General features: G+C 54.2%; 21 protein-coding genes. All 21 read right to left on the bottom strand.

The features are described from left to right. Nucleotide 1: 1 nt before the first annotated feature. The gene (gene rplF / locus ACYZTL_RS18640) at nucleotides 2–535 is read right to left on the bottom strand and encodes a 50S ribosomal protein L6 (RefSeq protein ID WP_003176412.1); all 534 of its coding nucleotides are present in this window, start codon (nucleotides 533–535) and stop codon (nucleotides 2–4) included. A 12-nt stretch (nucleotides 536–547) separates the two neighbouring features. After that, nucleotides 548–940 carry a 30S ribosomal protein S8 gene (rpsH, locus tag ACYZTL_RS18635; protein WP_003186040.1) on the bottom strand — a complete coding sequence of 131 codons (393 nt, stop codon included), beginning with the start codon at nucleotides 938–940 and terminating at the stop codon, nucleotides 548–550. A gap of 209 nt (nucleotides 941–1,149) precedes the next feature. Next, complete coding sequence (gene rpsN, locus ACYZTL_RS18630) at nucleotides 1,150–1,455, bottom strand: 30S ribosomal protein S14 (RefSeq protein WP_003176414.1); 306 nt, start codon at nucleotides 1,453–1,455, stop codon at nucleotides 1,150–1,152. Nucleotides 1,456–1,468: 13 nt separating this feature from the next. Beyond that, on the bottom strand, nucleotides 1,469–2,008 hold the full coding sequence (gene rplE, locus ACYZTL_RS18625) for a 50S ribosomal protein L5 (RefSeq protein WP_003210069.1): 540 nt from the start codon (nucleotides 2,006–2,008) through the stop codon (nucleotides 1,469–1,471). 20 nt (nucleotides 2,009–2,028) lie between these two features. Continuing rightward, on the bottom strand, nucleotides 2,029–2,343 hold the full coding sequence (rplX, locus tag ACYZTL_RS18620; RefSeq protein WP_007896770.1) for a 50S ribosomal protein L24: 315 nt from the start codon (nucleotides 2,341–2,343) through the stop codon (nucleotides 2,029–2,031). A gap of 11 nt (nucleotides 2,344–2,354) precedes the next feature. Next, nucleotides 2,355–2,723, bottom strand: coding sequence for a 50S ribosomal protein L14 (gene rplN / locus ACYZTL_RS18615; RefSeq protein WP_002555479.1), 369 nt, complete (start codon nucleotides 2,721–2,723; stop codon nucleotides 2,355–2,357). A 23-nt stretch (nucleotides 2,724–2,746) separates the two neighbouring features. Further along, entirely contained in the window at nucleotides 2,747–3,013 is a 267-nt protein-coding gene (rpsQ, locus tag ACYZTL_RS18610) for a 30S ribosomal protein S17 (protein ID WP_003176419.1), read from the bottom strand. A 2-nt stretch (nucleotides 3,014–3,015) separates the two neighbouring features. Continuing rightward, complete coding sequence (rpmC, locus tag ACYZTL_RS18605; protein WP_008030901.1) at nucleotides 3,016–3,207, bottom strand: 50S ribosomal protein L29; 192 nt, start codon at nucleotides 3,205–3,207, stop codon at nucleotides 3,016–3,018. Next, on the bottom strand, nucleotides 3,207–3,620 hold the full coding sequence (rplP, locus tag ACYZTL_RS18600) for a 50S ribosomal protein L16 (RefSeq protein ID WP_019409905.1): 414 nt from the start codon (nucleotides 3,618–3,620) through the stop codon (nucleotides 3,207–3,209). Before rplP ends, rpmC begins: the two co-directional genes overlap by 1 nt. A gap of 12 nt (nucleotides 3,621–3,632) precedes the next feature. Beyond that, nucleotides 3,633–4,319 carry a 30S ribosomal protein S3 gene (gene rpsC / locus ACYZTL_RS18595; protein ID WP_003176422.1) on the bottom strand — a complete coding sequence of 229 codons (687 nt, stop codon included), beginning with the start codon at nucleotides 4,317–4,319 and terminating at the stop codon, nucleotides 3,633–3,635. A gap of 13 nt (nucleotides 4,320–4,332) precedes the next feature. After that, nucleotides 4,333–4,665 (bottom strand): 50S ribosomal protein L22, encoded by a 333-nt coding sequence (gene rplV, locus ACYZTL_RS18590; protein WP_003103908.1) that lies wholly within the window; start codon nucleotides 4,663–4,665, stop codon nucleotides 4,333–4,335. Nucleotides 4,666–4,676: 11 nt separating this feature from the next. Beyond that, nucleotides 4,677–4,952 (bottom strand): 30S ribosomal protein S19, encoded by a 276-nt coding sequence (rpsS, locus tag ACYZTL_RS18585; RefSeq protein WP_002555486.1) that lies wholly within the window; start codon nucleotides 4,950–4,952, stop codon nucleotides 4,677–4,679. A gap of 16 nt (nucleotides 4,953–4,968) precedes the next feature. Beyond that, complete coding sequence (gene rplB / locus ACYZTL_RS18580; protein WP_003210080.1) at nucleotides 4,969–5,793, bottom strand: 50S ribosomal protein L2; 825 nt, start codon at nucleotides 5,791–5,793, stop codon at nucleotides 4,969–4,971. 14 nt (nucleotides 5,794–5,807) lie between these two features. After that, nucleotides 5,808–6,107, bottom strand: coding sequence for a 50S ribosomal protein L23 (gene rplW, locus ACYZTL_RS18575; RefSeq protein ID WP_002555488.1), 300 nt, complete (start codon nucleotides 6,105–6,107; stop codon nucleotides 5,808–5,810). After that, nucleotides 6,104–6,706 carry a 50S ribosomal protein L4 gene (gene rplD / locus ACYZTL_RS18570; protein ID WP_007896707.1) on the bottom strand — a complete coding sequence of 201 codons (603 nt, stop codon included), beginning with the start codon at nucleotides 6,704–6,706 and terminating at the stop codon, nucleotides 6,104–6,106. The genes rplW and rplD overlap by 4 nt, the downstream gene beginning before the upstream one ends. Nucleotides 6,707–6,718: 12 nt before the next feature. Next, a complete protein-coding gene (gene rplC, locus ACYZTL_RS18565) occupies nucleotides 6,719–7,354 on the bottom strand; it encodes a 50S ribosomal protein L3 (protein WP_003186059.1) in 636 nt (211 codons plus the stop codon). Nucleotides 7,355–7,434: 80 nt separating this feature from the next. After that, nucleotides 7,435–7,746 (bottom strand): 30S ribosomal protein S10, encoded by a 312-nt coding sequence (rpsJ, locus tag ACYZTL_RS18560; protein WP_003186070.1) that lies wholly within the window; start codon nucleotides 7,744–7,746, stop codon nucleotides 7,435–7,437. A gap of 156 nt (nucleotides 7,747–7,902) precedes the next feature. Next, nucleotides 7,903–9,096: an elongation factor Tu gene (gene tuf / locus ACYZTL_RS18555; protein ID WP_007896660.1), complete on the bottom strand. Its 1,194-nt coding sequence runs from the start codon at nucleotides 9,094–9,096 to the stop codon at nucleotides 7,903–7,905. 30 nt (nucleotides 9,097–9,126) lie between these two features. After that, the gene (gene fusA, locus ACYZTL_RS18550; protein WP_008030893.1) at nucleotides 9,127–11,232 is read right to left on the bottom strand and encodes an elongation factor G; all 2,106 of its coding nucleotides are present in this window, start codon (nucleotides 11,230–11,232) and stop codon (nucleotides 9,127–9,129) included. Between the two features lie 30 nt (nucleotides 11,233–11,262). Beyond that, a complete protein-coding gene (gene rpsG, locus ACYZTL_RS18545) occupies nucleotides 11,263–11,733 on the bottom strand; it encodes a 30S ribosomal protein S7 (RefSeq protein ID WP_002555493.1) in 471 nt (156 codons plus the stop codon). Between the two features lie 118 nt (nucleotides 11,734–11,851). Then, the gene (gene rpsL / locus ACYZTL_RS18540; RefSeq protein ID WP_002555494.1) at nucleotides 11,852–12,223 is read right to left on the bottom strand and encodes a 30S ribosomal protein S12; all 372 of its coding nucleotides are present in this window, start codon (nucleotides 12,221–12,223) and stop codon (nucleotides 11,852–11,854) included. Between the last annotated feature and the right edge of the window lie 98 nt (nucleotides 12,224–12,321).

The following is a 12,321-nucleotide window of genomic DNA, read 5'->3' as shown; positions in this document are numbered from 1 at the left end:
CCTACTTCTTCTTGGCTTCTTTACGACGGACGACTTCGTCCGCGTAGCGCACACCTTTGCCTTTGTACGGCTCTGGTGGACGGAAGTCGCGGATCTCGGCGGCCACTTGACCTACCAGCTGCTTGTCGATGCCCTTGATCAGGATATCGGTCTGGCTAGGAGTCTCAGCGGTGATGCCTTCCGGCAGTTCATAATCCACTGGGTGCGAGAAGCCAAGAGCCAGGTTCAGCACTGTGCCTTTTGCTTGCGCTTTGTAACCAACACCGACCAGCTGGAGCTTGCGCTCGAAGCCTTGGCTTACGCCTTGGACCATGTTGTTTACCAACGCACGAGTGGTACCAGCCATTGCGCGAGTTTGTTGATCGCCATTGCGAGCAGCGAAACGCAGCTCACCAGCTTCTTCAACGATCTCAACGGACGAATGGATGTTCAGTTCGAGAGTGCCCTTGGCACCCTTCACCGAAAGCTGTTGGCCTGCGAATTTGACTTCGACACCGGCTGGCAGCTTAACGGGGTTCTTAGCGACGCGTGACATGCTTATCCCCCCTTAGAACACAGTGCAAAGAACTTCGCCGCCGACACCGGCAGCGCGCGCAGCACGATCCGTCATCACACCTTTGTTGGTGGAGACGATAGACACACCGAGACCGCCACGAACTTTTGGCAGATCATCGACGGACTTGTACTGACGCAGGCCTGGACGGCTAACGCGCTTCACTTCCTCGATGACCGGACGGCCTTCGAAGTACTTCAGCTCGATGGACAGCAGTGGTTTGATTTCGCTGCTGATCTGATAACCCGCAATGTAACCTTCGTCCTTCAGGACTTTGGCAACAGCTACCTTCAAAGTAGAAGATGGCATGCTTACGACGGACTTTTCAGCCATCTGGGCATTACGGATTCGAGTTAGCATGTCCGCTAACGGGTCCTGCATACTCATGGGCTAGACGCTCCTAATACAAAAAAATTAGCCTTGCGGCTACTACTTGTCGCCGAGCTCATCCATGCGAAAAAAGCACGGGCTCAGGCGAGCCGGGTATTCTAGACACACCCCACAAATGAATCAAGCCCCAAAAGGGGCTTGATTCAAGTTCAAGGTCACCGGCGGTCAGGATCTCGCGATCCCGAACGCCGAGACTTTGATAGTGCTTACCAGCTGGCTTTAACCAGACCAGGTACGTCACCACGCATTGCAGCTTCACGCAGCTTGTTACGGCCAAGGCCGAACTTGCGGTAAACGCCGTGTGGACGACCGGTCAGGCGGCAGCGGTTACGCATGCGCGAAGCGCTTGCGTCACGTGGCTGCTTCTGCAGAGCTACTGTAGCTTCCCAACGCGCTTCTGGACTTGCGTTCAGATCAACGATGATAGCTTTCAGTGCTGCACGCTTTTTGGCGTACTTGGCAACCGTGAGCTGACGTTTCAGCTCGCGGTTTTTCATGCTCATCTTGGCCATTTTCCTACTCCAATCAGTTGCGGAACGGGAATTTGAAAGCACGCAACAGGGCGCGACCTTCATCATCGTTCTTGGCAGTGGTGGTCAGGGTAATGTCCAGACCGCGGAGAGCATCGATCTTGTCGTAGTCGATTTCCGGGAAAATGATCTGCTCTTTAACGCCCATGCTGTAGTTACCACGACCATCGAAGGACTTGGCATTCAGACCGCGGAAGTCGCGGACCCGAGGCAGGGAGATCGACAGCAGACGATCCAGGAATTCGTACATACGCTCACGGCGCAGGGTCACTTTGACGCCGATCGGCCAACCTTCACGGACTTTAAAGCCAGCGATGGATTTCCGAGCGTAAGTCACAACGACTTTCTGGCCGGTGATCTTTTCCAGGTCAGCAACAGCGTGCTCGATGACTTTTTTGTCGCCGATCGCTTCGCCCAGACCCATGTTCAGGGTGATTTTGGTAACGCGCGGAACTTCCATCACGTTCGACAGCTTAAGTTCTTCCTTAAGCTTCGGTGCGATTTCCTTCCGGTAAATCTCTTTTAGTCGTGCCATGGTCTTCTACCTAGCAGTGTTCAAGCATCAACCGCTTTTTGGGTCGACTTGAAGACACGAATTTTCTTACCGTCTTCTACTTTGAAACCAACGCGGTCAGCCTTGTTGGTTTCGCCGTTGAAAATGGCAACGTTGGAAGCGTGCAGTGGCGCTTCTTTCTCGACGATACCGCCTTGTACGCCCGACATCGGGTTTGGCTTGGTATGACGCTTAACCAGGTTCAGACCACCTACGACCAGACGGTCGTCAGCGAGAACCTTAAGCACCTTACCGCGCTTACCTTTGTCTTTGCCGGCGATCACGATGATCTCGTCGTCACGACGAATCTTTTGCATGTCGGATCTCCTTACAGCACTTCTGGGGCGAGCGAGACGATCTTCATGAACTTCTCAGTACGAAGTTCACGGGTCACTGGCCCAAAGATACGGGTGCCGATCGGCTCTTGCTTGTTGTTCAGAAGAACAGCAGCGTTGCCATCAAAGCGGATAATGGAGCCATCAGCACGACGTACGCCGTGACGAGTGCGGACTACTACAGCAGTCATCACTTGGCCTTTTTTCACCTTACCGCGAGGAATTGCTTCCTTCACGGTAACTTTGATGATGTCACCGATACCAGCGTAACGACGATGGGAGCCACCCAGCACCTTGATGCACATAACGCGGCGAGCGCCGCTGTTATCGGCCACATCGAGCATGGATTGAGTCTGAATCATATAATTTCTCCGACCCCTAGTCCTTAGACTTCCACAGCGCGTTCGAGAACATCAACCAGCGCCCAAGACTTGGTCTTGGCCAAAGGACGAGTTTCACGAATAGTGACTTTGTCGCCGATGTGGCACTGATTGGTTTCGTCGTGCGCGTGCAGCTTAGTCGAACGCTTAACGTATTTACCGTAGATCGGGTGCTTTACGCGACGCTCGATCAGAACGGTGATGGTCTTGTCCATTTTGTCGCTGACAACACGGCCAGTCAGCGTACGGACGGTTTTTTCGGCTTCAGCCATGATTACTTACCTGCCTGCTGTTTGAGCACAGTCTTCACGCGAGCGATGTCACGCTTAACTTGCCGGAGCAGGTGAGACTGCCCCAACTGGCCAGTTGCTTTCTGCATGCGCAGATTGAACTGGTCGCGCAGCAGGCCGAGCAGTTGCTCGTTAAGCTGCGGCGCGTCTTTTTCACGAAGTTCATTCGCTTTCATCACATCACCGTCCGTTTAACAAAGGAGGTGGCGAGTGGCAGCTTCGCAGCAGCCAGGGCGAAAGCCTCACGCGCCAGCTCTTCAGAAACGCCCTCGATTTCATACAGGACTTTGCCTGGCTGAATCTGGGCTACCCAGTACTCCACGTTACCCTTACCTTTACCCATCCGAACTTCGAGTGGCTTTTTGGAAATAGGCTTGTCCGGGAATACACGGATCCAGATCTTGCCGCCACGTTTAACGTGACGGGTCAGTGCACGACGCGCTGACTCGATCTGACGAGCGGTGAGACGACCACGAGCTACAGACTTCAGCGCATACTCGCCGAAGCTGACTTTGCTACCGCGCAATGCCAGGCCACGGTTGTGACCAGTCATTTGCTTGCGGAACTTCGTACGCTTTGGTTGCAACATTTGGCGTACCCCTTACTTAGCAGCTTTTTTACGAGGCGCTGGTGCTTGTGGTTTCAGCTCTTCTTGGCGACCACCAATTACTTCGCCTTTGAAGATCCAAACCTTTACACCGATCACACCATAAGTGGTGTGAGCTTCGTAGTTGGCATAGTCGATGTCGGCACGCAGGGTGTGCAGTGGCACACGACCTTCGCGATACCATTCAGTACGTGCGATTTCAGCACCGCCGAGACGACCGCTCACTTGGATTTTGATGCCTTTGGCACCAATGCGCATGGCGTTCTGTACAGCGCGCTTCATAGCGCGACGGAACATTACGCGACGCTCCAGCTGCTGAGCTACGCTCTGCGCAACCAACATACCGTCGAGCTCCGGCTTGCGGATTTCTTCGATATTGATGTGCACAGGCACACCCATTTGCTTGGTCAGGTCCTGACGCAGTTTCTCAACATCTTCACCTTTCTTCCCGATAACGATACCTGGACGAGCGGTGTGGATGGTGATACGTGCAGTTTGGGCCGGACGATGGATATCGATACGGCTTACGGACGCGCTTTTTAGTTTGTCTTGGAGATACTCACGCACCTTCAGATCAGCGAACAAATAGTCCGCATAAGTCCGACCGTCTGCGTACCAGACGGAGGTGTGCTCCTTGACGATTCCCAGGCGAATGCCAATGGGATGTACTTTCTGACCCATCTCTTCGACTCCGTTACTTGTCAGCAACCTTGACAGTGATATGGCAAGACCGCTTGACGATGCGATCAGCACGGCCTTTGGCACGTGGCATGATTCGCTTCAGCGAACGCCCTTCGTTGACGAAAACGGTGCTGACTTTAAGGTCATCAACGTCTGCGCCTTCGTTATGCTCGGCGTTGGCTACGGCCGACTCCAGCACTTTCTTCATGATCTCGGCGGCTTTCTTACTGCTGAAAGCCAACAAGTTGAGCGCTTCGCCCACCTTCTTCCCGCGGATCTGGTCGGCGACCAAGCGGGCTTTCTGGGCGGAGATTCGAGCGCCCGACAACTTAGCGGCTACTTCCATTTCCTAACCCCTTAACGCTTGGCTTTCTTGTCAGCCACGTGCCCACGATATGTGCGGGTACCGGCGAACTCGCCCAGTTTGTGGCCGACCATGTCTTCGTTCACGAGAACTGGCACATGTTGACGACCGTTGTGTACTGCGATGGTCAGACCGACCATTTGTGGCAGGATCATCGAACGGCGCGACCAGGTTTTAACTGGTTTGCGATCGTTCTTTTCCGCCGCCACTTCGATCTTCTTCAGTAGGTGAAGATCGATAAAAGGACCTTTTTTCAGAGAACGTGGCACTGTCGTATCCCTCTATTTACTTGCGACGACGGACGATCATTTTGTCGGTACGCTTATTACCACGAGTCTTCGCGCCCTTAGTCGGGAAGCCCCATGGCGATACCGGATGACGACCACCAGAGGTACGACCTTCACCACCACCATGTGGGTGGTCAACCGGGTTCATGGCAACACCACGAACGGTTGGGCGAACGCCACGCCAGCGTTTGGCACCAGCTTTACCCAGCGAACGCAGGCTGTGCTCGGAGTTCGAGACTTCACCCAGGGTCGCGCGGCATTCAGCCAGCACTTTACGCATCTCACCAGAACGCAGACGCAGGGTCACGTAGACACCTTCACGAGCGATCAGCTGAGCCGAAGCACCAGCGGAACGAGCGATTTGCGCGCCTTTACCTGGCTTCAATTCGATGCCGTGTACGGTGCTACCAACTGGAATGTTACGCAGTTGCAGAGCGTTGCCCGGCTTGATCGGTGCCAGAGCACCTGCGATCAGCTGGTCGCCAGCACTCACGCCTTTAGGGGCGATGATGTAGCGACGCTCGCCATCTGCGTACAGCAGCAGAGCGATGTGAGCAGTACGGTTTGGATCGTATTCGATACGCTCGACAGTGGCAGCGATGCCATCTTTGTCGTTGCGACGGAAATCGACCAGACGATAATGCTGCTTATGGCCACCACCGATGTGACGAGTGGTAATACGACCATTGTTGTTACGACCACCAGTCTTCGATTTTTTCTCGAGCAGCGGTGCGTGAGGAGCGCCTTTATGCAGCTCCTGGTTGACCACCTTGACCACAAAACGGCGGCCAGGGGAAGTCGGTTTGCATTTAACGATTGCCATGATGCACCCCTTCCTTACTCAGCACTGCTGCTGAAATCGAGATCTTGGCCTGGCTGAAGGGAGATAACTGCCTTCTTCCAGTCATTACGCTTGCCCAGACCGCGAGCAGTGCGCTTGCTCTTACCCAGAACATTCAGGGTAGTAACACGCTCTACTTTCACGCTGAACAGGCTTTCGACGGCCTTCTTGATTTCCAGCTTGGTTGCGTCAGTTGCAACCTTGAAAACGAACTGGCCTTTCTTGTCAGCCAGAACCGTAGCCTTCTCGGAAACGTGCGGGCCAAGCAGAACTTTAAATACGCGTTCCTGGTTCATCCCAGCAGCTCCTCGAATTTCTTCACGGCCGACACGGTGATCAACACCTTGTCGTATGCGATCAGACTAACTGGATCGGAACCTTGCACGTCACGCACATCAACGTGTGGCAGGTTGCGAGCAGCCAGGTACAGGTTCTGATCAACTACTTCAGACACGATCAAGACGTCAGTCAGGCCCATGCCGGTCAGTTTGTTCAGCAGATCTTTGGTCTTCGGTGCATCAACAGCGAAGTCCTGAACCACAACCAGACGATCAGTACGCACCAGCTCAGCAAGGATGGAACGCATTGCTGCGCGATACATCTTCTTGTTCAGCTTCTGGGTGTGATCCTGAGGACGAGCTGCGAAAGTGGTACCGCCGCCACGCCAGATTGGGCTACGGATAGTACCGGCACGAGCACGGCCAGTACCTTTCTGACGCCATGGGCGCTTACCGCCACCACGAACGTCGGAACGGGTCTTTTGCTGCTTGCTACCTTGACGGCCGCCGGCCATGTAGGCCACGACTGCTTGGTGAACCAGCGTCTCGTTGAATTCGCCGCCAAATGTCAGTTCGGAAACTTCGATCGCTTGAGCGTCATTTACATTTAATTGCATGTCAGCTTCCCCTTAACCGCGAGCCTTGGCTGCTGGACGTACAACCAAGTTGCCGCCAGTAGCGCCAGGAACAGCGCCCTTGACCAACAACAGATTGCGTTCAGCGTCCACGCGCACTACTTCGAGGGACTGCACGGTCACGCGCTCAGCGCCCATATGACCGGACATTTTTTTGCCCTTGAATACACGACCAGGAGTCTGGCACTGGCCGATAGAGCCTGGAACGCGGTGGGACACGGAGTTACCGTGGGTATTATCTTGCCCGCGGAAGTTCCAACGCTTGATCGTACCCTGGAAGCCTTTACCTTTGGACTGACCGGTTACATCAACCAGTTGACCAGCGGCGAAGATTTCAGCGTTGATCAGATCGCCGGCCTGGTACTCGCCTTCTTCAAGGCGGAATTCCATTACGGTACGACCAGCGGCAACGTTCGCTTTAGCGAAGTGGCCAGCCTGAGCAGCTGTAACACGCGAAGCACGACGCTCGCCTACAGTGACTTGCACTGCACGATAGCCATCGGTCTCTTCAGTTTTGAACTGGGTGACGCGATTCGGCTCGATCTCAATGACCGTGACCGGAATGGAGACACCTTCTTCGGTGAAAATACGGGTCATACCGCATTTACGACCGACTACACCAATAGTCATGTTGTAAACCTCATGAGTGTACGGGGCTTTCACCCGCTATGGCCGCCCATTTCAGAGCGTTACACGACTAAGACCGAGTCTTAGCCGAGGCTGATCTGCACTTCCACACCGGCCGCAAGATCAAGCTTCATAAGAGCATCAACGGTTTTATCCGTTGGCTGGACGATGTCCAGAACGCGCTTATGAGTACGGATCTCGTACTGGTCACGCGCATCTTTGTTGACGTGCGGGGAGACCAGAACGGTGAACCGCTCTTTACGGGTAGGCAGTGGAATTGGACCACGCACTTGAGCACCAGTACGTTTCGCGGTTTCCACGATTTCCTGGGTGGATTGGTCGATCAGGCGATGGTCAAAAGCCTTCAACCTGATACGGATTTGCTGATTTTGCATTGGATTTCAGACTCCGGCTGCTATTCCCACCGGGCGCAATACGCCCGTTAAAAGGAGGCGCAATTCTATAGACGCCCCAGATGGGTGTCAACCCAATAAAAAAGCCCCCGCTAAGCGGGGGCTTTTTCAACTCATCAAAGCTTACTCAAAAAGAGCTTACTCGATGATTTTGGCTACGACGCCAGCGCCGACGGTACGACCGCCTTCACGGATAGCGAAACGCAGACCGTCTTCCATTGCGATGGTCTTGATCAGGGTGACAACCATTTTGATGTTGTCGCCTGGCATTACCATTTCAACGCCTTCCGGCAGTTCGCAGTTACCAGTCACGTCAGTAGTACGGAAGTAGAACTGTGGACGGTAGCCTTTGAAGAACGGAGTGTGACGACCGCCTTCTTCTTTGCTCAGAACATAGACTTCTGCTTCGAACTTGGTGTGCGGCTTAACCGAACCTGGCTTAACCAGAACCTGGCCACGCTCAACGTCGTCACGCTTGGTACCACGCAGCAGAACGCCGCAGTTCTCGCCAGCACGACCTTCGTCGAGCAGCTTACGGAACATTTCAACACCGGTGCAGGTGGTGACGGTGGTGTCACGCAGACCAACGATTTCCAGTGGATCCTGAACCTTGACGATACCGCGCTCGATACGGCCAGTTACAACAGTACCGCGACCGGAGATCGAGAATACGTCTTCGATTGGCATCAGGAACGGCTTGTCGATAACACGAACTGGATCCGGGATGTAGCTGTCCAGAGTCTCAACCAGTTTACGAACGGCAGTGGTGCCCATTTCGTTGTCGTCTTGGCCGTTCAGAGCCATCAGAGCCGAACCGATGATGATCGGAGTGTCGTCACCTGGGAAGTCGTAAGTGCTCAGCAGATCGCGCACTTCCATCTCAACCAGTTCCAGCAGCTCAGCGTCGTCAACCATGTCAGCCTTGTTCAGGAAGACAACGATGTACGGAACGCCAACCTGACGGGACAGCAGGATGTGCTCACGGGTTTGTGGCATCGGACCATCAGCGGCCGAGCAAACCAGGATAGCGCCGTCCATCTGAGCAGCACCGGTGATCATGTTCTTCACATAGTCAGCGTGACCTGGGCAGTCAACGTGAGCGTAGTGACGGATCAGCGAGTTGTATTCAACGTGCGCGGTGTTGATGGTGATACCACGAGCCTTCTCTTCCGGAGCGCTGTCGATCTTGTCGAAAGCAACAACGGCCGAACCGAAAACTTCGGAGCAAACGCGAGTCAGAGCAGCGGTCAGCGTGGTTTTACCGTGGTCGACGTGACCGATGGTGCCAACGTTGACGTGCGGGAGGGTACGGTCAAATTTTTCTTTAGCCACGACAATTAACTCCTAGCCTAAAGGACTGAATCAGCCTTGTTTTTTGGTTACAGTTTCGACGATGTGCGACGGAGCTGTATTGTATTTTTTGAATTCCATAGAGTAGCTTGCGCGACCTTGGGACATGGAACGAACGTCGGTCGCATAACCGAACATCTCGCCCAACGGAACCTCGGCACGAATTACTTTACCGGAAACCGTATCTTCCATACCCAGGATCATGCCGCGACGACGGTTAAGGTCGCCCATCACGTCACCCATATAGTCTTCAGGTGTAACGACCTCTACCGCCATGATCGGCTCGAGCAACTCACCACCGCCCTTCTGGGCCAGTTGCTTGGTCGCCATGGAAGCAGCCACCTTAAACGCCATCTCGTTCGAGTCGACGTCGTGGTAGGAACCATCAAACACGGTAGCCTTCAGGCCGATCAGCGGATAGCCGGCAACTACGCCGTTCTTCATCTGCTCTTCGATACCTTTCTGGATAGCCGGGATGTATTCCTTAGGAACCACACCACCCACTACTTCGTTCAGGAATTGCAGACCTTCCTGACCTTCGTCAGCAGGAGCAAAACGAATCCAGCAATGACCGAACTGGCCACGACCGCCGGACTGACGAACGAACTTGCCTTCAATTTCGCAGCTCTTCGTGATGCGCTCACGGTACGAAACTTGAGGCTTACCGATGTTGGCTTCGACGTTGAACTCACGGCGCATCCGGTCAACCAGGATGTCCAGGTGCAACTCGCCCATGCCGGAGATGATCGTTTGACCAGTCTCTTCATCAGTCTTGACGCGGAAAGACGGGTCTTCCTGAGCAAGCTTGCCCAGAGCGATACCCATTTTTTCCTGGTCGTCCTTGGTCTTAGGCTCTACGGCAACCGAAATAACCGGCTCCGGGAAGTCCATGCGAACCAGGATGATTGGCTTGTCAGCGTTGCACAAAGTCTCACCAGTGGTGACGTCCTTCATGCCGATCAAGGCCGCGATGTCACCAGCGCGTACTTCCTTGATTTCTTCACGGGCGTTTGCGTGCATTTGCACCATACGACCCACGCGCTCTTTCTTGCCTTTAACCGAGTTGATCACGCCGTCGCCGGAGGCCAACACGCCCGAGTAAACCCGAACAAAGGTCAAGGTACCCACGAATGGGTCGGTAGCGATCTTGAACGCCAGAGCCGAGAACGGCTCGCTGTCGTCTGCGTGACGCTCCATTTCCTTGGTCTCGTCATCCGGGTCAGTACCCTTGATGGCAGGAATGTCGGTAGGAGCCGGCAGGTAGTCGATAACGGCGTCGAGAACCAGGGGAACACCCTTGTTCTTGAAGGAAGAACCGCAAACAGCCAGAACGATCTCACCAGCGATAGTACGCTGACGCAGAGCGGCCTTGATTTCCGCGTTGGTGAGTTCTTCACCTTCGAGGTACTTGTTCATCAGCTCTTCGCTGGCTTCGGCCGCAGCTTCAATCATGTTGCTGCGCCACTCGTCAGCCAGTTCCTGCAATTCAGCAGGGATAGGCTCGCGACGTGGAGTCATGCCTTTGTCAGCGTCATTCCAGTAAACAGCTTCCATGGACATCAGATCGATCTGACCCTGGAAGTTGTCTTCGGAACCGATAGCCAACTGAATTGGCACCGGAGTGTGACCCAGACGCTGCTTGATCTGACCGATCACGCGCAGGAAGTTCGCACCAGCACGGTCCATCTTGTTTACGTAAACAAGACGTGGAACGCCGTATTTGTTGGCTTGACGCCATACGGTTTCCGACTGAGGCTCAACGCCCGAGGTACCGCAGAACACAACGACCGCGCCGTCGAGAACACGCAGGGAACGCTCAACTTCAATAGTGAAGTCAACGTGGCCCGGGGTGTCGATGACGTTGAAGCGGTATTGGTCTTTGTGCTGCTTCTCGGAACCCTGCCAGAAGGCGGTAATGGCAGCAGAAGTAATGGTAATACCACGCTCCTGCTCCTGCACCATCCAGTCGGTGGTCGCGGCGCCGTCATGCACCTCGCCCATTTTGTGACTTTTGCCAGTGTAAAAAAGGACGCGCTCGGTGGTGGTGGTTTTACCAGCATCCACGTGAGCAACGATACCAATGTTACGGTAGCGATTAATCGGTGTTGTACGAGCCATAAAGCCCTCGCAAAATTAGTGACGCTAAAATTAGAAGCGGTAGTGCGAGAAAGCCTTGTTGGCCTCAGCCATACGGTGCACGTCTTCACGCTTCTTAACTGCAGCACCTTTACCTTCAGCAGCGTCCAACAGTTCGCCAGCCAAACGCAGAGCCATAGACTTCTCGCCGCGCTTACGGGCGAAGTCTACCAACCAGCGCATTGCCAGAGCGTTACGACGGGACGGACGAACTTCGACCGGAACCTGGTAAGTAGCACCGCCTACACGGCGCGACTTTACTTCGACCAGCGGAGCGATGGCGTCGAGAGCTTTCTCGAAGATTTCCAGGGGATCGCTGTTCTTGCGTTCTTTAACCTTTTCCAGCGCGCCATAAACGATACGCTCGGCAACGGCTTTCTTGCCGCTTTCCATTACGTGGTTCATGAACTTGGCCAGGATCTGGCTGCCGTATTTTGGATCGTCAAGCACTTCGCGCTTGGCTGCTACGCGTCTTCTTGGCATGGATAAGCCCTCAAACGGTCTTCAGGTTCGCTCGGAATCGGTGCCCTTTCGGGACGCCTCCGACCTTACTCTTATCGACTCAGAAAAATAGAAAATCTGTTTTTACAAAAAGCCACTACTACTTAGGCTTCTTGGTACCGTACTTCGAACGACCCTGGTTACGACCTTTAACGCCGGAAGTATCCAAAGAACCGCGAACGGTGTGGTAACGAACACCTGGCAAGTCTTTTACACGGCCGCCACGGATCAGTACGACGCTGTGCTCTTGCAGGTTGTGGCCTTCACCGCCGATGTACGAGGAAACCTCGAAACCGTTGGTCAGACGCACACGGCATACTTTACGCAGTGCCGAGTTAGGTTTTTTCGGCGTAGTGGTATACACACGGGTGCATACGCCACGACGTTGCGGGCAGTTCTGCAGCGCAGGCACGTCGGATTTCTCGACGATACGCTTACGCGGCTGACGTACCAGCTGGTTGATAGTTGCCATCTACTAGCTCCACTGTTGTCTTGCGACGCTATTGTCTTGCAAGAAAAGCAAAATGGCAGGAACGAATTCCCGCCAAATTTAGGGGTACAAGAGTCTAA

This window comes from Pseudomonas sp. LB3P81 (assembly GCF_054897965.1).
The sequence above is the reverse complement of the archived record's forward strand: the minus strand, read 5'-3'. Positions and strand labels throughout refer to the sequence as shown.

Bases quoted from the DNA above. Each gene is read 5' to 3' on its own strand.
- rplF (WP_003176412.1), bottom strand. From the start codon at position 535: ATGTCACGCGTCGCTAAGAACCCCGTTAAGCTGCCAGCCGGTGTCGAA.
- rpsH (WP_003186040.1), bottom strand. From the start codon at position 940: ATGAGTATGCAGGACCCGTTAGCGGACATGCTAACTCGAATCCGTAAT.
- rpsN (WP_003176414.1), bottom strand. From the start codon at position 1,455: ATGGCCAAGATGAGCATGAAAAACCGCGAGCTGAAACGTCAGCTCACG.
- rplE (WP_003210069.1), bottom strand. From the start codon at position 2,008: ATGGCACGACTAAAAGAGATTTACCGGAAGGAAATCGCACCGAAGCTT.
- rplX (WP_007896770.1), bottom strand. From the start codon at position 2,343: ATGCAAAAGATTCGTCGTGACGACGAGATCATCGTGATCGCCGGCAAA.
- rplN (WP_002555479.1), bottom strand. From the start codon at position 2,723: ATGATTCAGACTCAATCCATGCTCGATGTGGCCGATAACAGCGGCGCT.
- rpsQ (WP_003176419.1), bottom strand. From the start codon at position 3,013: ATGGCTGAAGCCGAAAAAACCGTCCGTACGCTGACTGGCCGTGTTGTC.
- rpmC (WP_008030901.1), bottom strand. From the start codon at position 3,207: ATGAAAGCGAATGAACTTCGTGAAAAAGACGCGCCGCAGCTTAACGAG.
- rplP (WP_019409905.1), bottom strand. From the start codon at position 3,620: ATGTTGCAACCAAAGCGTACGAAGTTCCGCAAGCAAATGACTGGTCAC.
- rpsC (WP_003176422.1), bottom strand. From the start codon at position 4,319: ATGGGTCAGAAAGTACATCCCATTGGCATTCGCCTGGGAATCGTCAAG.
- rplV (WP_003103908.1), bottom strand. From the start codon at position 4,665: ATGGAAGTAGCCGCTAAGTTGTCGGGCGCTCGAATCTCCGCCCAGAAA.
- rplB (WP_003210080.1), bottom strand. From the start codon at position 5,793: ATGGCAATCGTTAAATGCAAACCGACTTCCCCTGGCCGCCGTTTTGTG.
- rplW (WP_002555488.1), bottom strand. From the start codon at position 6,107: ATGAACCAGGAACGCGTATTTAAAGTTCTGCTTGGCCCGCACGTTTCC.
- rplD (WP_007896707.1), bottom strand. From the start codon at position 6,706: ATGCAATTAAATGTAAATGACGCTCAAGCGATCGAAGTTTCCGAACTG.
- rplC (WP_003186059.1), bottom strand. From the start codon at position 7,354: ATGACTATTGGTGTAGTCGGTCGTAAATGCGGTATGACCCGTATTTTC.
- rpsJ (WP_003186070.1), bottom strand. From the start codon at position 7,746: ATGCAAAATCAGCAAATCCGTATCAGGTTGAAGGCTTTTGACCATCGC.
- fusA (WP_008030893.1), bottom strand. From the start codon at position 11,232: ATGGCTCGTACAACACCGATTAATCGCTACCGTAACATTGGTATCGTT.
- rpsG (WP_002555493.1), bottom strand. From the start codon at position 11,733: ATGCCAAGAAGACGCGTAGCAGCCAAGCGCGAAGTGCTTGACGATCCA.
- rpsL (WP_002555494.1), bottom strand. From the start codon at position 12,223: ATGGCAACTATCAACCAGCTGGTACGTCAGCCGCGTAAGCGTATCGTC.